Here is a 20353-nt window from a genome sequence, read left to right as displayed (position 1 = left end):
CCCCGGGCCATTTCTTGGATGTTAACTCTAGTGTTCCACTACAGGAAGTGTTTCCTGGAGATCCACCCGGTCAGATCGCCGCCCGCAAGGTGCGCCGGCCGACCCACGCGCAGGTCAGCGCCAGGGCGAACGCCGTACCCGCGAAGGTCCACGCGCCGCCGAACCCCAAGGGGCCGTCCGCGAGCAGTCCGAAGGTGACCGGGCCGACCACGAAGCCGCCGAAGAACCCCATCGACACCAGCGCGGAGGCGTGGCCCGTCTGCCCGTAGCCGCTGCCGTGGGTCACCGCGACCATCGACACGGCGGTGGCCGCCGCCCCGCAGCCGCCGACGCCGAGGGCGCCCACCCAGACGAGCCAGCCGCCGTGCGTGGCCGCCGGGATCAGGGCTGTGCACGCGAGCGCCGTCACGGCCAGGCCGAGCAGGGGGACGGGGGTGTCCGTCAGCCGGTCGCTGAAGCGGGTCCACATGACGCGGGTGGCGATGCCCGCCGCGCCGATGGCCGAGATCAGCGCGCCGGACTGGGTCTCGCCCATGCCCAGGTGCTGGTGCGCGTAGAGCGGCAGATAGGTGCTGAGCGGGGCCAGCCCGCAGCCGAAGAACAGCGAGTACGCCATCAGCCAGCGGGTGGCCGCGTTCGGCGGGTGCGGCAGTCCGAAGCGCAAGGGTCCGGTGGGGGCGGGGTCGCGGGGGAGGACGCGGAGGGCGAGAAGGGCCATGGCCGGCATGACCGGAATGACGAGCGCGACCGCGGCCCGCCAGGACAGGGCCTCGGCGAGGGGCGGCAGTACGAGGCCGGTGAGCAGCGTCGCGATCGGTATGCCGGACTGCTTGACGCCCACCGCCTCCGCGCGCCGCGAAGCCGGGACGTGGGCGGCGATCAGGCGGTTGGTGGAGGGGTTGGCCAGGGCCTGGGGCAGCCCGGCCAGAGCCAGTGCGGCGAGCAGCAGGGGGTAGGTGTGGCTGGCGGCCAGGAGCGCGAAGACGGCCGCCAGTAAGGCCACGAGCGCGAGGAACGCGCGGCGGCCGCCGAGCAGATCGGTCAGGTGCCCGGCGTACAGGGAGGCCGCGGTGGCGACGGCGAACGCGGCGGCCGGCAGCAGCCCGAGCGCGGAGCGTGAGATTCCGAGGTCTGCCACGATGAACGGCCCCAGGGCCCCGGTCGCGTAGAGCGCGAGCATGGACAGGCCCATGCCGCCCGTGAGGACGGGGACAAGAGGGCGAGGGGCTCGGGTGCCGTCGGCCGGTCCGGTCTTGGTGGAACTGAGCGTCATGGTTGCGTCCCTCCGTTGAGGCGTGCAATTCTGGTGTCGCACTCTAGAGTTCTAGTACAGAAAACAGATGGGACCTCATGGCGAACCGGATTGACGGGCGACGACTCCGCTCCCAGCAGACCCGGCGGAAGATGCTCGACGCCGCGATGAAGCTCTTCGTGCGGCACGGCTACGGCCTCACCACGATCGAATCGATCGCGCAGGAGTCCGGCGTCGCGGTGCAGACGATCTACTTCTCCTTCGGGAACAAGGAGCAGATCCTCAAGGAGCTGATCGACCTGCACGTGGCGGGGGACGACGATCCCGTGCCGACGCTGGAGCGTCCGCAGGTCGTCGAGGCCCTGTCCCTCGACGACCCCCGCGAGCTGGTGCGCGCGCTGGCCGGCATGACCCGGGTCATCAACGAGCGGGTCGTCCCGCTGCTCGAAGTGCTCCGCAACGCCGTCATCAGCAGCGGCAACGGAGCGGAGCTGTGGGAGACGAACAAGGAGCAGCGCCGGATGGTCCAGCGGCGCTTCGTCGAGGTCCTGGCCGAGAAGGGGGCCCTCGCCGAGGACCTCGACATCGACCGCGCCGTCGACACCTGCTACGTCGTGCTCGGCCCCGAGGTCTACCACCTGTTTGTCACCGAACGCGGCTGGTCCCCGGCGCAGTGGGAGAGCTGGGTCCATCAGGACCTGTGCGGCCATCTCCTGGCGGGGCGCTGAGCCGTGGTCTCGTACGCCACGGCGTCGCCGTGGCGGCCACCATGACGTGAGGAAGTCATGTCCACGACCACAGAAACCCGCACCCGAACCGGTGCCGGGCCGGAGCCGGTGACCGGCCGCCTGGCGACGCTCGCGCGTCGCCTGGCCGATCGCAGACGCATCGCCATGCTGCTCGTCGCGCTGATCGCGGCCGCCGCCGCGGTACTCGGCGCCGACACCGAGAGCAAGCTGTCCGCCGGCGGCTACACACCCAGCAGCGCCGAGGCCGTTCAGGCCGACCGCATGCTCGCCGACCGGTTCAAGGCCGGCGCACCCAACGTCGTCCTCGTCGCCCGCTCCGACGACGGAGTCGACAAGGCCGCGGCCGCGAACGCGGGCCGCGAGCTCACGGAGCGCATAGCCCGCACCGAAGGCGTGGTCTACGCGCAGTCCTACTGGACCTCCGGCGACCGGCAGCTCCGCTCCGACGACAAGCGGACCGGCCTCGTCCTGATCAGGCTCGGCGGCGACGACAACCACGTGCACCACCTCGTCACCGACCTGGTGCCCGAAGTGACCGGCCGTCAGGGACCGCTCGACGTGAAGGCCACCGGCCTTGCCCAGATCAACGCCGAGGCCGACGAACAGAGCGCCACCGACCTGACCCGCGCCGAACTGCTGGCCGCGCCGCTGACCCTGCTGATCCTGCTCGCCACGTTCGGCTCGGTCGTCGCCGCGCTGGTGCCCGCGCTGGTCGGCCTGGTGTCCGTGGTCGGCACGTACGCCGTGCTGCGCCTGCTGGCCGAGACCACCTCGGTGTCCATCTTCGCGCTGAACATCACCACGGCCCTCGGCTTCGGACTCGCCGTCGACTACAGCCTGTTCGTCGTCACCCGGTACCGCGAGGAACTCGCGGCCGGCCGCGAGGTCACCGAGGCGATCGCGGCGAGCCTGCGCAGAGCCGGCCGGACGGTGCTGTTCTCCGCCGTCACCGTCGCCCTCTCGCTGGCCGCCCTGCTGGTCTTCCCGATCTACTTCCTGCGCTCGCTCGCCTACGCCGGAATCGTGGTCGTCGTCATCGCCGCCACCGCCACGGTCCTGCTCATGCCCCCGCTGCTCGCGCTCATCGGGCACCGCATCGACAAGTGGGACGTCTTCGCCCCGCTGCGCCGCAAGCTGCCCGGGGCCCGCAGCCCGGAGCGAGGACTGTGGCACCGCCTCGCCCTCGCCGTCATGCGCCGCCCCCTGGTCGTCGGGGCCACCGTCGCGATCGCCCTCGCCGCGCTCGCCCTGCCGTTCACCCAGGCGCGGTTCGCCCTGATGGACGACCGGGTGCTGCCCCGCGGCGCGGCGTCCCAGGTGGCCTCCGACACGATCCGGCAGGAGTTCAGGGACGCGCAGACCTCGCCCGTCATGGTCGTCGCCCCCGACCTCGACCCCGGCAGCGGCGAAGTCGCCGCCTACGCACAGCGGTTGTCGGCGCTGCCCGGCACGGTCCGGGTGGACAGCGCCGCAGGCACCTACGCCGACGGAAGCCGCGCCGCGGGTCCGGGCGAAGCGGCCGCGGCGTTCCGCGGCGACGGTGGCACCTGGCTGTCCGTGGTGTCCGACCGCGACGCCGGTTCCGCCGCGGGCGAGGACTACGTCCGCGCGGTGCGGGCCGTGGACGCTCCGGGGACCGTCCTGGTCGGCGGGGACGCCGCCACCCAGGTCGACACCAAGGAGAGCCTGAGCGACCGACTGCCGTGGGCCGGCGCGATCATCGCGATCAGCATGTTCGTGCTGCTGTTCCTGTTCTCCGGCAGCGTGATCATCCCGATCAAGCAGCTCGTACTGAACACACTGAGCCTCACGGCGTCCTTCGGTGCCATGGTGTACGTCTTCCAGGACGGCCATCTCAAGTGGCTGGTCGGCGACTTCGTACACACCGGCCAACTGGAGGTCACAGTGCCGATCCTGATGTTCTGCGTCGCCTTCGGCCTCTCCATGGACTACAGCGTCTTCCTGCTCTCGCGCATCCGCGAGGAGTACCTCGCCACCGGCGACAACACGCGCGCCGTCGCCTTCGGCATGGAGCGCACCGGACGGCTGATCACCGCTGCCGCACTGATCGTCGCCATCGTGCTGGGCGCCCTCGCCACCTCCGAGCTGTCGATCCTCAAGCTGCTCGGCGCGGGACTCGCGCTCGCCGTCCTGGTCGACGCGACGCTGGTGCGGGGCCTGTTGGTGCCCGCGGCCATGCGGCTGCTCGGCCACGTCAACTGGTGGGCGCCGAAGCCCCTGAAGAAGCTGCACCGCAAGTTCGGCCTCAAGGACGGCTGAGTACGCGCCGGGCGGCCGGGCGGCCCGAGCCGCCCGACCGCCCGGCCGTGGGGGAGCGTTCACCTCAGAGCGGGCTCGGCCGGCGAACTGCCCTCGGGCAGCGCCCGGTACAGCAGGTGCAGGGTCGGGTGATGGTCCCGCAGCCAGGCCGTGAAGTGCTTGTCCGCCTCCTCGGTGGTGCGCATCCGCGCCCCGTGCTCCCGCAGGAAGTCCATGTACAGATTGCCGAGGCGCACCGTGAGGCGGAGCGTACGCCGCATCCGCTTGGCCATCAGCGCGGAGATGTCCGCGACCGGAACCACGTCCTCCTGGATGTGGTCGGCGTCCAGGTGCAGCACCGCGTCCCGCTCGCCGTCCCACTCGACCGGTCTGCTCTGCGGGTTGAGGTGCGCCGAGCCGAGCGAGAGCGCCAGATCGTCGGACGGATCGCAGCGCACCCAGCGCCCGTCCAGGTGCACACACGCGTACACGTGCCGACTGACCTCGCTCACCATCCGGGCGAGCCGGGGCAGCGCGATCGGCCCGAAGTACTCCCGGCCGCGCACCCGCATGACGCCGTACCCGGCCGGGATGCCCACCGAACGCAACAGCGCCACCAGCAGGTTGGCGCTGTTGGTACAGGTGCCCTCGCCGAGTTCGAGGGTCTGCGACGCCGTCTGCTGCCAGTCGCCTATGCGGTAGCGGATCCCGTCGCGTACGTGGTGGAACGCGGCCACCGCCGTCTCCCTGGGGTCCCGGCCCGCGTGCAGTTCGACGGCCAGCCGACGCACGCGCGGCTCGGAAGCGTCGCAGTACCAGGACTCTTGAAGGAACGGACGAAGCGCATCCACCGCTGACCACCCATCACTAGGACTCGACCGGAGTCCTAGTTGAGGCCCTCGTTCGCGAGTGGAGCGACTCCTGTATTGCTCGGATCAGCCGTCGAGGGCGCGGCGCAGTCGGCGCAAAGTGGCGGCGTGCGCGGCGCTGAGCGATTCCGTTTCGACGTCACGGACCGGGAACCAGCCCGCGCTGAGCGCGTCGTCGCGGCCCTCGACCGGAGGGGGCCCGCCGGGGGCCGGTGGCAGCCGGACATGGATCGCGGTGTTCTCGATCCAGGCGTTGTCCGTGTTCCGCACCGACCAGTGCGCGACCCCCTGGTGCAGCAGCCGCACCGCCCCGCCGCGCACCCGCACCCCGGTCTCCTCCGCCGCCTCGCGCAGCGCCGCCCGCACCGGATCCTCCACGGCGCCGGTGACCGGATCCGTCTCCCGGAAGCCGCCGGGGAAGGCCAGCTGGCCCGTGTCGCGCCGCCGCACCAGCAGCACCCTCACCTCGGCGTTCGTACCCTGGGTCAGCACGGCGTCGGCCGTCGGGTTCGGGCCGAGCCGGTGCAGCCGGCCACGGCCGGTGATCCCCGTGGGACCGGCGGGACTCAGCGGCCGGCCGCTCACCCCGTCCCGCAGCAGCAGCGGATGACAGGTCAGCCGCGCCGCCCGCCGCCACACCGCCGCGAGATCCCGCTCCGGCTCCGGCACCGACGGCGCCTCGTACTCCACCGGCGCGTACCCCGCCCCCAGGGTGAACCAGTCACGGACCGCCGGAACCGGCACATCGGGATACCCGATCCGCCGCCGCAACTCCCGTACCCGCTGCCGTTCCACATGCCCCTCCTCACGGTGCCCCGAGCGTCCCACAACCGAACCGCCGTCCCCCGGCGCCTCCAGAAGACATGCAGAGCGACTCCAGGGACGTCCACGCACACTCCCGGAGAGCAACGGCGTACCAGTTGGGGGGAATCGGACAGTGGACAGCGGGAGCGGCAGCACCATGCCGCCGCACTTCCTGATCGTGGCGGTGGGCAAACGCCCGGCCTTCCAACGCGCCGTCGCCGCCGCCTTCGGCGACCTCGTCGACCGCTCGGAGCGGACTCTGACCACCGCCGCGCTGCCGTACGACACCGGTGACTGGCCCGAGCCCTACCGGCGCACCCGCGACCGCTCCCGGCGCTACCTCGACCGGGCGCTGCCGCACGCCGCGCTCACCGTGTGCGGCGCCGAGACCCTCGCCGCAGCGGGAGCACCGCTGAGCAGGGCCGCCGCGGCCGACACCGCGCGAGCCACCACGCTCGCCCTGGTCCTGGTCGACGCCGCGGCGGCCGGAGTCTGCGCGGGCCCCCTGGGCAGCACCCTCACCGAGGAACTCGACGCGCTGCGAGCCGAGTTGCCCGCGCACATCGGCTTCGAGGCATCCCCGTACACCGTGCACATCTACGACGAGGCGCCCGAGCCGCGCGCCCGGATCGCCGAGCCGTACAGCCGCCGACGGCTCCCGGACCGCGACTGGGTGCTGGCCGCCGACCTGATCTGCGCCTTCACCGACGTGATCCAGACCCGGCACGCCAAGGGTGCGGTGCGCGCCTCCGCCCGCACCGCACCTCCCGTACTCGCGGGCGCGCTCGCCGACTTCCTCGACTCGCGGTCCGGAGACTCCCGGTCCGGAGACTCGCGGTCCGGAGACTCGCGGTCCGGGGACTCCCGGTCCGAAGCCGCCTGGGGGCTGCACTACTACACCGGCTCGGTGGTCTCCGGGCTCATCGCCGAACTGGAACGCCGCGCCGCCGACGCCGGCAACCCCGTGCTGCGCGGCCCGAGCGAGCACAGCCTCGCCTGCGCCGCGCTCGCCCGGTGGCAACTGGACGGCGCGCCCGCCCTCGTCGTCGTCACCAGCGGCATGGTGGACGAGTTCCGCGGCACGCTCGCCAACCTCCGCGAGGCCCGCGCCCGTTGCCTCATCGTGTGCGCCGACTCCCGCGCGGACACCTGGTACCCCTTCCAGGGCACCGTGCACTCCGCCGAGGACTCCCGCGACGTCCTGCGCGCCCGCCGCGTCCCGTACGTCCACCTCGACGACCCGAACCGGCTCGACGCCGACCTGGCCGAGGCGTTCGCCGCGTACGACGAGGGCCTCGGCCCGGTCGTCCTGCTCGCCACGGCCGAGGTGCTGGAAGCCACCGGCGCCCCCCTGCGAGCCCCGGCGCCCCCGCAGCCCGCGCCCCGGGCGACCGTCACAGAGGACGCCATCGGGCCCGTCGTCGACCTGCTCAACCACGGCCCCGAGCGGGTGCTGTGGCAGCTCGGACCGCTCACCGGCACGGAGCGCTCCCTGGTCCACGAGATCGCCGCGGCCGGCGGCATCGGCCTGGCCGACAGCCTCACCCGCCCCGGCTCCGTCTCCCGCCACAGCGACGGCCGCACCGTCCCCGAATACCTCGGCACCCTCGGCCTGTACGGGTACTCGGCCCGGGTGCACGCCTTCCTGCACCACGAAGGACGCCCGCGGCCCCGCGACGAACAGTGCCTCTTCTTCGTCAAGAGCCGCATCGCCGAAGCGGCCACCCCGTTCTCCCCGAGGGCGCTGCGCCGCTCCCTGCGCATCGTCCAGGTCACCCACGAGGCCGCGCACCTCGCCCCGTTCGCCGACCACCACGTCCACGCCGACGCCCTCGGCTTCCTGAGCGCCGTCCGCGAACGCCTCGACGTGGCCCCCGAGTTGCTCGCCGCCCGGCGCCGCGCGCTCGCCGAGACCGCCGACTCCGCCTCGGACGTCCTGCACGGACTGCCCGTGCGGCCGATGAGCCTCAACTACTTCCACCACCGGCTCGCCAGGGTCCTGGACGAACTGATCGGCCGGCACGACTACACGTACACCGGTGTGTACGACGTCGGACGCGGCGGTCTTTCCGCCATCCGCAACCTGCCCCGCACCGGACCCGGCTTCTCCGGCTGGTACGGCCGCGCGCTGATGGGCGACGCCCTCCAGGCGGTGCCCGCCATCGCCCTCACCAGGCCCGGCAACACCCTCGCCTTCATCGGCGACGGCGCCACCGCCCTCGTACCGGACATCCTGCCCACCCTGATCCAGCAGGTCTGCTTCGACGGGCACCGGCTCCAGGGCAACCTCAGCGTCTTCCAGCTGATCGACGGCGGCCACTCCATGATCCGCACCTATCGCGAAGGCCGGCACGCGGCCGCCGCGGGACAGCAGACCCGGGTGCTGCACCTGCTTCCCGAGGACGGCGAGGAGACCTTCGGCCCGCTCACCGTGGTCCGTCGCAGGCTCGACGACGTCGACCCCGCGACACTGCGCGACGCCCTCCTGCGCCGCTCGACGGTGAACCTCTTCGCCGTGCCCGTCACGCACAACAACGAAGGCGACGGACTCAGCCTGCTGTCCCAACTCGGCTGGCAGCGCGACACCCTCCCCGAACTCACCTTCGCCCTGACCCGTACGCCCAGTGCCACCGGAGGCACCCGATGAGGTTCGGCTTCCTCGCCCACGCCGTCGGCGCGGGCCACCGCAACCAGGTCCGCGGCACCGACCTGCTCGGCCGGCTGCTCGACGCCCACCGCGGCACACCCCGCACCGGAGCCGCCCGCCACCACGTCGCACTGCCGCCCTTCACCCTCACGTCCGCCCTCGGCGCCCGCTGCTCCGGCATGGTCCGCCAACTTCCGCACACCGCCGAACAGTTGCTGCGCCGCCCGAACGCCGCCAGGGAACTGGTCGCCGCCGAGGCCGCCGCGCTGCGCGACGAGGGCGCCCGGCTGATCGGCCTCGGCGGGGCCACCTCCATCGTCGGCGACCGCGGCCTGTGGACGGCCAAGACCGTCGACACCGCCGTCACCAGCGGCAACTCCCTGACCACCTACGCCGCCCTCGCCGCGGTCCGGCACTGCGCCGAACGGCTCGGCCGGGGCCCGGGCGAAGCCCGCCTCACCGTCGTCGGCTACCCCGGCTCCATCGGCCTGGCGATGACCCGGCTGCTGCTCGCCGACGGCTACGAACTCGACCTGGTTCGCCGCCCCGGCACCCGCACCGACGCGTCCCTGCTGCGCTACCTGGAACCGGACGAGCGCACCCGGGTCACCCTGCACGACGACCCGGCCCCGCTGTACGACACACCCCGGCTCTACGTCAGCGCCTCCTCCACCGGGGGCGCCCTGAACGCCGCCCGGATGCGCCCCGGTTCGGTCGTGGTCGACGTCGCGCTGCCCCGCGACGTCGCTGCGGCTCCGCCCGACGCACACGACGTACTCGTGATCGACGCGGGCCTTGTCAGCGCGACCGACGCCGTCCGGCTCGGCGACGGCACCCTGCCCGCGCCCGCCCAGCAGCTCAACGGCTGCCTCGCGGAGACCATCGTGCTCGCCCTCGAAGAGCGCGCCGAACCCTTCTCGCTCGGCCGCGAACTCGACCTCGACCGGATCCGCACCATCGGCGAACTCGCCGCCAAGCACGGCTTCCTGCCGACGCCGCTCGCGAGCTTCGGGCGGATCGTCGACGAGGAGCACTTCGACCGGCTCGCCCGCCACGCCGCGCCGCGCCGCACCCCGCCACCGAACCGCACCGCACAGACGGCGCGCCGCTTCCGCGGCCACGTCAACCCGCCGATGGCCCGGCTGTTCGCCGCCCACGGCATGGACCGGGTCTTCACCCGCGCCCAGGGCTGCACCCTCACCACCGAGGACGGCACCGACTACCTCGACTTCGTCGCCGGGTACGGCTGCCTCAACCTCGGCCACAACCACCCGGCCGTCACCGCGGCGCTGCGCGGCTTCCTCGACGACGGCGCGCCCACCTTCGTGCAGTACGTCTCCATGCCCGCGCACACCGCGGAACTCGCGGAACGCCTCAGCCACCTGGCGCCCCCCGGCCTCGACCGGGTCTTCTTCTCCAACTCCGGGGCGGAAGCCGTCGAAGCCGCGCTGAAGGTGGCGCGGGCCGGCACCGGCCGCACCCGGCTCGTGTACGCCGAGAACAGCTATCACGGCAAGACCCTCGGCGCCCTCTCGGTGACCGGCCGCAGCGGCCACACCTCGGCCTTCCGCCCGCTGCTGCCCGACTGTGTCGCCGTGCCGTACGGCGACACCGAGGCGCTCGCCGCGGCGCTCGACGGCGCCGCCGCGCTGATCCTGGAACCCGTCCAGGGGGAGGGCGGTGTCGTCCTGCCGCCGCCCGGATACCTGGCCGAGGCGCAGCGACTGTGCCGACGGGCGGGCGCGGCGTTCGTGCTGGACGAGATACAGACCGGCCTCGGCCGCACCGGCGCGGTGTTCGCCGCCGAGCACGACGGCCTCGAACCGGACGTCCTGTGCGTCGCCAAGTCGCTCTCCGGCGGCCTCGTTCCGCTGGCCGCGACCCTCGTCCGCACCGAGCTGTGGGACAGCGCCTACGGAAGCACCGACCGGGCCATGCTGCACTCCTCCACGTTCGGCGGCGGCAACCTCGCGGCCGCCGTCGGCCTCGCCACCCTTGACACCCTGACCGCCGAGCGGCTCCCCGAACGGGCCCGTACCGTCGGCACCCGACTGCGCGAACAGCTGCGCGAGGTCTGCGCACCCCACTCCTTCGTCCGCGAGGTGCGCGGCATCGGACTGATGAACGCCATCGAGTTCGACGGGGACTTCTCCGGCGCCGCCCGCGCGCTGGCCGACGAGGCGCTCACCCGGCTCCCGGGCGACCTGCGCACCCTCGTGGACTGGCTGCCCGACCAGGTGCGCGACGCGGTACGCCGGGCCGGGCAGGCCGTCGAGTCCTCCCTCGGCGACCTCATGTGCCTGCGCTTCGTCGCCCAACTCGCCCGGGACCACCGGATCCTGACCTTCGTCACGGCCAACAGCAACCGCGTCCTGCGCATCCAGCCGCCCCTGCTGCTGAGCACGGCCGAGGCCGACCGATTCGTCGGCGCGATCGAGGCCGTCTGCCAGGACTTCGCCCTGCACACCGAATTCCACGACCCAAGGCGGCCCCAGTGAATCCAGCCCCCCACCCCGAGACCAGCGAGCAGGTCCTCGACCAGATGACCGGCCTCCTGTGCGAGCGCCTCGGCCTGCTCCCCGAGGAGGTCACCCACGACGCCCGGCTCCGCGAGGACCTCGGCATGGACTCGCTCGACCTGGTCGAGCTGGTGAGCATCCTTGAGGAGAACCTCGGCGCCCCCGTCGACGACGAGGACGCCCAACGCCTGTCGACCGTCGGCGAGGTGGTGGCCCATGTGGTCGACCTTCGCGGCGCGGCAGCGGCAGCGGCAGCGACCGCGGGCGCCGGCGCGGGGGCGGTGCGGTGACCGCCGACGACCCGCGCGTGCTGGTGACCGGGCTCGGCCCGGTGACCTCCATCGGCGTGGGATCCGAGGACTTCCACGCCGGACAGCTCAAGGGCGTCAGCGGAGTCCGGCGGATCTCCCGGTTCGACGCCGCCGACCTGCCGGTGCGGATCGCCGGCGAGGTGGACCTGCCCGCCGAACTCACCCTCACAGGACGGGAAGCCGCCACGGCCGACCGAACGGCCCAACTCGCCCTCGCGGCAGCAAAGTTGGCCCTGGAGGACAGTGGACTCGACCTGTCCGCCGAGGACCGCGCCAGGATCGGCGTCGTCCTCGGCACCGGCGCGGGCGGCACCAACAGCTGGGAGAGCAACGCCGCCACGGCGCACAGCCGCGGCATCGGCCGGCTCGCCGCCCGCTTCATCCCCATGAGCATGGCCAACGGCTCCGCGAGCCGCGTCAGTGTCGACCTCGGAATCCTCGGCCCCAGCAGCACCGTGGTGACCGCCTGCGCCTCCGGCGCCGAGGCGCTGATCACCGCCGCCCAGATGATCACCAGCGGCGAAGCCGACGTCGTCCTCGCCGGCGGCGCGGACGCGCCCGTCACCCCGATGATGGTCGGCGGCTTCGCCAAGATCCGCGCCCTGTCCACCCGCAACGACGAGCCCGAGCGGGCGAGCCGCCCGTTCGCCGCCGACCGGGACGGCTTCGTCCTCGCCGAGGGAGCCGCGGTCCTGGTCCTGGAATCCGCCGCGCACGCCACCGCCCGCGGCGCCCGCGTCCTGGCCGAACTGCGCGGCTACGGCAGGTCCTCCGACGCCCACCACGTCACCGCGCCGCACCCGGAGGGCGCGGGCGCCGCGCGGGCCATCGAGGCGGCGCTGCGCTCGGCCCGGCTGCGGCCCGAGGACATCTCGTACGTCAACGCGCACGGCACCGGCACCACCTACAACGACGCCGCCGAGGCCAAGGCCCTGCGGACGGCGCTCGGCGAGTACGCCCGCCGGACGCCGGTGACCGCGCCCAAGTCCATGACGGGCCACGCGCTCGGCGCGGCGGGCGCGATCGAGGCGGTGGCCACCGTCCAGTCGCTGGACACGGGTGTCGTCCCGCCGACCGTCAACCTCACCGAACCCGACCAGGACCTCGGCCTCGACGTGGTCGGCGCCGTACCGCGCGACCTGCCCGTCGACGCGGTCCTGTCCAACTCGTTCGCCTTCGGGGGACACAACGTCGTCCTGGCCTTCACCCGCCCCCCAGAGGCCGCCTGAGGCCCAACGAGCCGCGGGCCGGCCCCTCAACCCCCCGACGGGGCCGGCCCGCATCCATCCACCCACCCACCCGCGCGTCCGTCCGCCCGAGTCCACTGCGAGGGGAACTCCACCGATGGTCAGTATGGTCAGCAGGCCCAAGCCGGTCCGACGGCTGGACCGGGTGGTCATCCGGTTCGCCGGCGACTCCGGCGACGGCATACAGCTCACCGGCGACCGCTTCACGTCCGAGACCGCCTCGTTCGGCAACGACGTCTCGACGCTCCCGGACTTCCCCGCCGAGATCCGCGCCCCCGCGGGCACACTCCCCGGCGTCTCCAGCTTCCAACTGCACTTCGCCGACCACGACATCCTCACCCCCGGCGACGCCCCCGACGTCCTGGTGGCGATGAACCCGGCCGCGCTGAAGGCGAACCTCGCCGACCTGCCGCCGGGCGCCGAAATCATCGTGAACACCGACGAGTTCACGAAACGCGCGCTCCAGAAGGTCGGTTACGGCGCCGACCCGCTGGAGGACGGCTCCCTCGACGGCTACCGCGTCCACCCGGTGCGGCTCACCACGCTGACCGTCCAGGCCCTGGCCTCAAGCCCGTTGGCCCGCAAGGACGCCGAGCGTGCCAAGAACATGTTCGCCCTCGGTCTGCTGTCGTGGATGTACCACCGGCCCACCAGCGGCACGGAGCGCTTCCTGCGGCAGAAGTTCGCGAAGAAGCCGGAACTCGCCGAGGCCAACGTGCTCGCGTTCCGGGCCGGCTGGAACTACGGCGAGACCACCGAGGACTTCGCCGTCTCCTACGAGGTGGCCGCCGCCGCGCTCCCCACCGGCACCTACCGCAACATCTCCGGGAACCTCGCCCTGTCCTACGGCCTGGTCGCGGCCGCCGAACGCGCGGGACTGCCCCTGTTCCTCGGCTCGTACCCCATCACACCCGCATCCGACATCCTGCACGAACTGAGCAAGCACAAGAACTTCGGCGTACGGACCTTCCAGGCGGAGGACGAGATCGCCGGCATCGGCGCGGCCCTGGGCGCCGCCTACGGCGGAGCGCTCGGCGTCACCACCACATCGGGCCCGGGAGTGGCCCTGAAATCGGAGACGATCGGACTGGCCGTCTCCATGGAACTGCCGCTGCTGATCGTCGACATCCAGCGCGGCGGCCCCTCGACGGGCCTGCCGACCAAGACCGAGCAGGCCGACCTGCTCCAGGCCATGTTCGGCCGCAACGGCGAGGCCCCGGTCCCGATCGTCGCGCCCGCCACACCGGCCGAGTGCTTCACGTCCGCGCTGGAGGCCGCCCGGATCGCGGTCACCTACCGCACCCCGGTGTTCCTGCTCTCCGACGGCTACCTGGCCAACGGCGCCGAACCGTGGCGGGTCCCGCGCCCGGACGAACTCCCCGACCTGCGCGTGCCGTTCGCCACCGGACCGAACCACACCACAGAGGACGGCACCGAGGTCTTCCGGCCCTACAAGCGCGACCCGCACACCCTCGCCCGACCGTGGGCGGTCCCCGGCACACCCGGCCTGGAACACCGCATCGGCGGCATCGAGAAACAGGACGGCACGGGCAACATCTCCTACGACCCGGCCAACCACGACTTCATGGTCCGCACCCGCCAAGCGAAGATCGACGGCATCACCGTCCCCGACATCGAGGTCGACGACCCGACGGGCCTGGCCCGGGTGCTGGTGCTCGGCTGGGGCTCCACCTACGGCCCGATCACCGCCGCCGTACAGCGGGTGCGCGCGGACGGCGGCAGCATCGCCCAGGCACACCTGCGCCACCTCAACCCCTTCCCGGCCAACCTCGGCACGGTGCTGCGGGCCTACGACAAGGTCATCGTGCCCGAGATGAACCTCGGCCAGCTCGCCCTGCTGCTGCGCGCCGAATACCTGGTGGACGCCTACCCCCGCAACCAGGTCAACGGCATGCCGTTCCGGTCGGCCGACCTCGCCCTCGTGCTCAAGGAGGCCCTCGATGACTGAGGCCGCGCCCCTGTCCCTGCCGCTCCTGCCCACCGCCCCCGCCCCGCTGAAGGCCAAGGACTTCCGGACCGACCAGCAGGTCCGCTGGTGCCCCGGCTGCGGCGACTACGCGGTCCTGGCCGCCGTACAGGGATTCATGCCCGAACTCGGCATCGCCCGCGAGAACTTCGTCTTCGTCTCCGGCATCGGCTGCTCCTCCCGCTTCCCGTACTACATGAACACGTACGGCATGCACTCCATCCACGGCCGCGCCCCCGCCATCGCCACCGGCCTCAGCGTGACCCGCCCCGACCTGAGCGTGTGGGTCGTCACCGGCGACGGCGACGCGCTGTCCATCGGCGGCAACCACCTCGTCCACGCGCTGCGTCGCAATGTGAACCTGAAGATCCTCCTCTTCAACAACCGGATATACGGCCTGACCAAGGGCCAGTACAGCCCCACGAGCGAGACCGGCAAGATCACCAAATCGACGCCGCTCGGCTCCCTCGAAGCCCCCATGAACCCGCTCTCGCTCGCGCTGGGCGCCGAGGCGTCCTTCGTCGCCCGCACCATCGACTCCGACCGCGCGCACCTGACCTCGGTGCTGCGCGCGGCGGCCGCCCACCGGGGAACCGCCCTCGTCGAGATCTACCAGAACTGCAACATCTTCAACGACGGCGCCTTCGACCTGCTCAAGGACCCCGCCACCAGCGACCGGGCCGTCGTACGCCTCACCCACGGCAGCCCCGTCCGCTTCGCCGACCAGGGGCTCTTCCGCGGCCCCGGCGGCGAGGTGTACGCCGACACCGTCACCCCCGCCAACGAGGCGCGGATCCTCGTCCACGACGCGCACGCCGCTTCCCCCGTCACCGCGTTCGCCCTGTCCCGGCTCGCGGACGCCGGCACGCTGCGGCACACGCCGATCGGGGTGCTGCGCGATGTGGAGCGCCCCGTCTACGACACCGAGCTCGCCGCCCAGTTGGAGCGCTCCGTCGGCGAGCGCGGCGGCGGCGACCTCGCCACCCTGCTCCTCGGCAACGACACCTGGTCCGTTGCCTGACCCACCGCAGAGCGCAGCCCGAACCGCCCACGCCGGAGCCCTGCCGGCGCCGCATCCAGCCAAGGAGTGCCCATGCCCGCGAACGACCGCGACGCCGCCCCCTGGGAACACCACCGTGCCGACGTGTGCGTGGTCGGTTCCGGCATCGTCGGCCTGATCAACGCGCTCGCCTACGCCAAGCGCGGGCTGACCGTGGTCTGTGTGGACCAGCCCACGGAGAAGCAGCTCGCCAGCTACAAGGTCGGCGAGTCGCTCCTCATCTACTCCAACGCCTTCCTGCGCGTCCTCGGCGACCTGGACGAGGCGTTCCAGAAGTCGTTCCACAAGGCGGGCTTCTGGATGGCCCACGGAATGGAGGGCCGCACCAGCTTCGACGACTCGGTGTCGGAGTGGGGCTTCGAGAGCGACCTGCCGCAGCACTGGATCGACAAGGCCGTCAACCCGGCGTTCCCGCGCGTGATGTTCGAGGACTCACAGATCGTCCGCCCCGAGATAGAGGCCGAACTGCGCGAACGGGTCCGCAAGACGGAGGGCGTCACCCTCCTGGACCGCGGCCTCGTACGCGAGGTCGCACTCGGCAGGGACACCGCCGACCACACCCTCACCTGGGCCTCCCGCGACCGCAAGGAGAGCGGCCGGATCGACGCCCGGTGGATCGTCGACTGCTCGGGCCGGGCCCGGCTGCTCGCCCGCCGCTTCGGCCACGACCTGCCGCTCGACTCCGGCTTCGCCACCACCGCGGCCTGGGGACAGTTCTCGCACTGCACCGACGACCTCTTCGACGAGCGGTGGACCTACCACTTCCCCGACGGCGACACCGCCCAACGCGACCGCAACACCCTGCACCTGTGGGGCCCCGGGTACTGGATCTGGGTCATCAGGCTGGCCGGGGACCGGGTGAGCGTCGGCGTCACCTACGACCGCAACCGGCAGCCCGAGGAGGGCAACGCGCGCGAGGTCTTCTGGAAGGTGCTGCGCCGCTACCCCATCCTCGACTGGCTGACCGAGGACCACCTGCTGGAGTTCAGCGCCTTCAAGGACGTCCAGCACTGCACGGACACCTTCGTCTCGCCGAAGCGGTACGCCATGGTGGGCGACGCCTCGTCGATCATCGACGCCTACTACAGCCAGGGCCTCTCGCTGTCGATGACGACCTCCTGGCACATCGCCAACATCGCCGAACGCGACGTCCGCGACGGCAATCTGGACACCGCCTACCTGGAGCACGTCAACCGCGCCGTCACGGCGGACTGGCGGATCATGCGATCCATGGTCAGGTCCAAGTACAGCGAGGCGATCGGCGACAGCCGCTTCTTCATCCTCGACCACCTGCTCGACCTCACCGTCTTCGGCGCCGCGATGCTCGGACGGTTCCGTGCCACCCGCTGGCTCATCGAGACCGAGGGCGTCACCGCCGACGAGACCCCGGAGCACGTGAAGCTGCGCACCGGACTGTCCCGGCGCATGTACCTGTCCCAGTCCGCGCCGTGGCACCACCTCGACCCGCACCGGGTCGCGGGCGTCGTGGAGCGCTGGCACCGCGGCCTGGAGAACCGGGCCAAGTGGCGGCTGGAGAACGGCGTCGAGCTGCCCGCGACCAAGGCCGCGATGCGCGCCTACGCCGCCCTCCCCGGCGTCTGGAAGCTCCCCTTCGTCCAGCGCATGCCGAAGGCCGACCTGACCCTCAAGGCGGTCAAGGAGCCCGGCTTCACCTCGGTCACGGGCACCGAGTACCGGCCGCCGGTGATGGCGGTCTCGGGCAGCCTGGTGCTGGCCCTGCTCAGCGCGGGCACGCTGTACGACATCGCCGACACCAACGTCAGGAAGCTGCGCAAACTCGGCAGGGGTCTGCGCGGCGCCCGCCGCTGAGGCGAGCGGACCCGGACCCGGACCCGGACCCGGACCCGGACCCGGACCCGGCCCCGTGCTCAGCCGACGTGGACGCGCGGGCGGCGCCGCGGGTCCGGTTCCGCGCGGCGCAGCACCTCGCGGGTGACCGGGGCGACCTCGCCGTCGCCGAACACCAGGAAGCGCAGCAGGTGGCCGACGGGGTGGCCCTCGGTCCAGTTGAAGTAGGCGTGCGGGACCTGCCCGGTGCGCTCGCGCAGGTCCATGAGGACGGCGGCGGCCGTGTTCGGGACGCCGGGGCCGCGCACGCGCAGGCGCCGCACGCCGTGCTTCTCGTCGCCGTGCACCAGCAGGTCCTCGGTGAAGTCGGAGGAGTCCTGGATGAAGACCTCCAGGAACAGCACCCGGCCGTCCGCCGGCATGGGCGTGTCCTGGCGCTGGCAGCTCTCCTTGGCGCGGTAGTCGTCCCTGGTCTCCTCCTGCGGCTCGTTCGCGATGATGTGCAGCGGCCCCCGCGCCGCCGCCTCGTCGATCAGCCGCAGCGCCGTCCTGTCGTACGTGACGGCGCCCGCGCGCAGTTCGAAGGCGCGGTGCACGCGCGAGGCGAAGGAGGTGATGAGGATCGCCGCGATGAAGATCAGGGCGATCTTGATGCCGTCGGGCCGCTCCACGACGTTCGTGACGAGGGTGTACGCGAAGACCGCCGTGATCGCGCCGAAGCCGACCGTCGACTTGCGGTGCCCGCGCCGGTGCACCGCCACCGTCGAGGCGAACGACGCCGACAGCATCAGGACCAGCACACCCGTCGCGTACGCGCCGGACTGGTCGTCGACGTTCGCGTTGAACCAGAGCGTGATGCAGACGGCCGCCGCCATGAAGACGAGGACGAGCGGCCGCACGGCGCGCGTCCACTCCGGCGCCATGCCGTAGCGGGGCAGATAGCGCGGCACCAGGTTGAGCAGGCCCGCCATCGCGGAGGCGCCCGCGAACCACAGGATGGCGATCGTCGACACGTCGTACACCGTGCCGAAGCCCTCGCCCAGGTACGCGTGCGCGAGATACGCGAGCGCGCGCCCGTTCGCCGAGCCGCCCGCCTCGAACTCGTGCTGCGGAATGAGGATCGTCGTGGCGAGGCTGGACAGGAGCAGGAACCCGCTCATGATCAGCGCGGCCGTCGTGAGCAGCTTTCGGGTGTCCCGGATGCGCCCCTTCGGCTTCGCGTACGTGTCCGTGGAGTCGCCCCGCACCTGCGGCATCACCGCCACACCGGTCTCGAAGCCGGACATGCCGAGCGCCAGCTTCGGGAACACCAGCAGCGCCACGCCGATCATCATGAACGGTGAGGAGTGCTCGGCCGTCATCGCGTCCCACCAGTTGCCGATCTTGACCGGCTCGGTGAAGACATGGGCGGCCGCGGTGACCAGCACGACAATGTTGAGGACGAGATAGGCACCGACGAGGACGACGGCGACCCGGATCGCCTCCCGGAACCCCTTGAGGAACACCGCCCCGAGCGCCGCGAGCAGGGCGAGGGTGATCCAGGTGTTCTCGCCGTGCAGCCCGGCCGGAGCGAACGGGTTCTCCACGACGTGCGCCGCCGCGTCCGCCGCCGAAAGCGTCATCGTGATCATGAAGTCGGTGGCGGCGAAGCCGAGCAGCACCAGCACGAACAGCTTCCCCGCCCACCAGGGCAGCAGCCGCTCCAGCATCGCGATCGAACCCTCGCCGTGCGGCGACTCCTTCGCGACCCGCCGGTACACCGGCAGCGCGCCCAGCAGCGTCAGCGCGATCAGGACGAGCGTCGCGAGCGGCGACAGCAGACCGGCGGCGAGCGCCGCGATGCCGGGCTGATACCCGAGCGTGGAGAAGTAGTCCACACCCGTCAGGCACATCACACGCCACCACTTGTGGCCCTTGTGCTCCTCGGGAACGTGCCCGTGCGGACCCTGATGGCGGGCCGTCTGCTCACTGAGCCCCTCCAGCAGCCAGGAGCGGAAACGGCTCGTGGTGGCGGGGGCGGCGGCAGGGCTCTCGGCCTGGATGCCGGTCATGTGCGGGTGCTTCCTGTTGGGCGACTCGGGCGGCTGTCTGGGACGACGTGCGAGTATCCATCACATCGTTACCCGTGCACCGGGCGGGGGCCAGTCCTTCGCAACCTGCGCATACGCTGGTCCGATGCAGGACGAGTACCGCACGGTGGCCCGCGAGGGCGTGCACGAGACAGAGATCAGCCGCTCCCGGTTCCTGTGCGCGCTCGCGCCCGCCGCGACGGAGGAGGAGGCCCAGGCCTTCGTCGCACGCGTCCGCAAGGAACACCCCACGGCCAACCACAACTGCTACGCGTACGTCATCGGCGCCGACGCCTCCGTACAGAAGGCGAGCGACGACGGCGAACCGGGCGGCACCGCGGGCGTCCCCATGCTCCAGATGCTCACCCGCCGCGACATGCGCTACGTCGTCGCCGTCGTCACCCGCTACTTCGGCGGCGTCAAACTCGGCGCGGGCGGCCTCATCCGCGCCTACGGAGGCGCCGTCGGCGAGGCCCTCGACGCCCTCGGCACGGTCACCCGCCACCGCTTCCGCCTCGCCACGGTCACCGTCGACCACGCCCGCGCGGGCAAGATGCAGAACGACCTCCGGTCCACCGGCCGCGAGGTCCGCGACGTCCACTACGACGCCGACGTCACGATCCACATCGCCCTCCCGGAATCCGACATCGACCGCTTCCAGGCATGGCTGGCGGACGCGAGCGCGGGCACGGCGGTGCTCGACCTGGGCGGCGAAACATACGGCTGATCCACATCACGCTTCGGCGGCGAGTGACCAAATCAAGCCCCTGC

At 72.1% G+C, this 20353-nt stretch carries 14 protein-coding genes; 10 read left to right on the top strand and 4 right to left on the bottom strand.

Annotated elements, in window-relative coordinates; translation table 11 throughout:
* Positions 1 to 70: 70 nt before the first annotated feature.
* On the bottom strand, positions 71 to 1273 hold the full coding sequence (locus RBJ65_RS20385; RefSeq protein WP_306324051.1) for an MFS transporter: 1203 nt from the start codon (positions 1271 to 1273) through the stop codon (positions 71 to 73).
* Between the two features lie 77 nt (positions 1274 to 1350).
* On the opposite strand from RBJ65_RS20385, the gene RBJ65_RS20380 reads away from it, so the two are divergent.
* Together RBJ65_RS20380 and RBJ65_RS20375 are read left to right on the top strand one after the other, a co-directional pair.
* Positions 1351 to 1980, top strand: a complete 630-nt coding sequence (locus tag RBJ65_RS20380; protein ID WP_306324050.1) for a TetR/AcrR family transcriptional regulator — start codon at positions 1351 to 1353, stop codon at positions 1978 to 1980.
* A 57-nt stretch (positions 1981 to 2037) separates the two neighbouring features.
* Complete coding sequence (locus tag RBJ65_RS20375; protein ID WP_306324049.1) at positions 2038 to 4281, top strand: MMPL family transporter; 2244 nt, start codon at positions 2038 to 2040, stop codon at positions 4279 to 4281.
* 59 nt (positions 4282 to 4340) lie between these two features.
* Here the strand turns inward: RBJ65_RS20375 and RBJ65_RS20370 are convergent, their stop codons facing one another.
* Positions 4341 to 5051: a transglutaminase family protein gene (locus tag RBJ65_RS20370; protein WP_306324048.1), complete on the bottom strand. Its 711-nt coding sequence runs from the start codon at positions 5049 to 5051 to the stop codon at positions 4341 to 4343.
* 144 nt (positions 5052 to 5195) lie between these two features.
* Entirely contained in the window at positions 5196 to 5924 is a 729-nt protein-coding gene (locus RBJ65_RS20365; protein ID WP_306324047.1) for an NUDIX domain-containing protein, read from the bottom strand.
* 142 nt (positions 5925 to 6066) lie between these two features.
* Here RBJ65_RS20365 and RBJ65_RS20360 point away from each other — a divergent pair, with 142 nt between their 5' ends.
* From RBJ65_RS20360 to RBJ65_RS20330, 7 genes are all read left to right on the top strand, one after another.
* On the top strand, positions 6067 to 8580 hold the full coding sequence (locus tag RBJ65_RS20360) for a hypothetical protein (RefSeq protein WP_306324046.1): 2514 nt from the start codon (positions 6067 to 6069) through the stop codon (positions 8578 to 8580).
* Positions 8577 to 11078, top strand: coding sequence for an aminotransferase class III-fold pyridoxal phosphate-dependent enzyme (locus RBJ65_RS20355; RefSeq protein ID WP_306324045.1), 2502 nt, complete (start codon positions 8577 to 8579; stop codon positions 11076 to 11078). The genes RBJ65_RS20360 and RBJ65_RS20355 overlap by 4 nt, the downstream gene beginning before the upstream one ends.
* A complete protein-coding gene (locus RBJ65_RS20350) occupies positions 11075 to 11389 on the top strand; it encodes an acyl carrier protein (protein ID WP_306324044.1) in 315 nt (104 codons plus the stop codon). Before RBJ65_RS20355 ends, RBJ65_RS20350 begins: the two co-directional genes overlap by 4 nt.
* Positions 11386 to 12639, top strand: a complete 1254-nt coding sequence (gene fabF, locus RBJ65_RS20345; RefSeq protein ID WP_306324043.1) for a beta-ketoacyl-ACP synthase II — start codon at positions 11386 to 11388, stop codon at positions 12637 to 12639. The genes RBJ65_RS20350 and fabF overlap by 4 nt, the downstream gene beginning before the upstream one ends.
* Before the next feature lie 115 nt (positions 12640 to 12754).
* A complete protein-coding gene (locus tag RBJ65_RS20340) occupies positions 12755 to 14626 on the top strand; it encodes a 2-oxoacid:acceptor oxidoreductase subunit alpha (RefSeq protein WP_306324042.1) in 1872 nt (623 codons plus the stop codon).
* Positions 14619 to 15665, top strand: a complete 1047-nt coding sequence (locus tag RBJ65_RS20335) for a 2-oxoacid:ferredoxin oxidoreductase subunit beta (RefSeq protein ID WP_306324041.1) — start codon at positions 14619 to 14621, stop codon at positions 15663 to 15665. The genes RBJ65_RS20340 and RBJ65_RS20335 overlap by 8 nt, the downstream gene beginning before the upstream one ends.
* A 72-nt stretch (positions 15666 to 15737) precedes the next feature.
* Complete coding sequence (locus RBJ65_RS20330) at positions 15738 to 17534, top strand: NAD(P)/FAD-dependent oxidoreductase (protein ID WP_306324040.1); 1797 nt, start codon at positions 15738 to 15740, stop codon at positions 17532 to 17534.
* 59 nt (positions 17535 to 17593) lie between these two features.
* Here RBJ65_RS20330 and RBJ65_RS20325 read toward each other — a convergent pair whose 3' ends face one another.
* Positions 17594 to 19564, bottom strand: a complete 1971-nt coding sequence (locus tag RBJ65_RS20325; protein WP_306324039.1) for an amino acid transporter — start codon at positions 19562 to 19564, stop codon at positions 17594 to 17596.
* Positions 19565 to 19688: 124 nt separating this feature from the next.
* On the opposite strand from RBJ65_RS20325, the gene RBJ65_RS20320 reads away from it, so the two are divergent.
* Positions 19689 to 20309: a YigZ family protein gene (locus RBJ65_RS20320; RefSeq protein ID WP_306324038.1), complete on the top strand. Its 621-nt coding sequence runs from the start codon at positions 19689 to 19691 to the stop codon at positions 20307 to 20309.
* Positions 20310 to 20353: the final 44 nt, after the last annotated feature.

Source organism: Streptomyces sp. KL109B (assembly GCF_030766935.1).
Lineage (GTDB): Bacteria > Actinomycetota > Actinomycetes > Streptomycetales > Streptomycetaceae > Streptomyces.
This window is presented reverse-complemented; position numbering and strand designations above follow the sequence as displayed.

Coding starts and splice junctions, on each gene's coding strand:
- RBJ65_RS20385 (WP_306324051.1), bottom strand. CDS start 1,273: ATGACGCTCAGTTCCACCAAGACCGGACCGGCCGACGGCACCCGAGCC.
- RBJ65_RS20355 (WP_306324045.1), top strand. CDS start 8,577: ATGAGGTTCGGCTTCCTCGCCCACGCCGTCGGCGCGGGCCACCGCAAC.
- RBJ65_RS20325 (WP_306324039.1), bottom strand. CDS start 19,564: ATGACCGGCATCCAGGCCGAGAGCCCTGCCGCCGCCCCCGCCACCACG.
- RBJ65_RS20335 (WP_306324041.1), top strand. CDS start 14,619: ATGACTGAGGCCGCGCCCCTGTCCCTGCCGCTCCTGCCCACCGCCCCC.
- RBJ65_RS20340 (WP_306324042.1), top strand. CDS start 12,755: ATGGTCAGTATGGTCAGCAGGCCCAAGCCGGTCCGACGGCTGGACCGG.
- RBJ65_RS20330 (WP_306324040.1), top strand. CDS start 15,738: ATGCCCGCGAACGACCGCGACGCCGCCCCCTGGGAACACCACCGTGCC.
- RBJ65_RS20320 (WP_306324038.1), top strand. CDS start 19,689: ATGCAGGACGAGTACCGCACGGTGGCCCGCGAGGGCGTGCACGAGACA.
- RBJ65_RS20375 (WP_306324049.1), top strand. CDS start 2,038: ATGTCCACGACCACAGAAACCCGCACCCGAACCGGTGCCGGGCCGGAG.
- RBJ65_RS20380 (WP_306324050.1), top strand. CDS start 1,351: ATGGCGAACCGGATTGACGGGCGACGACTCCGCTCCCAGCAGACCCGG.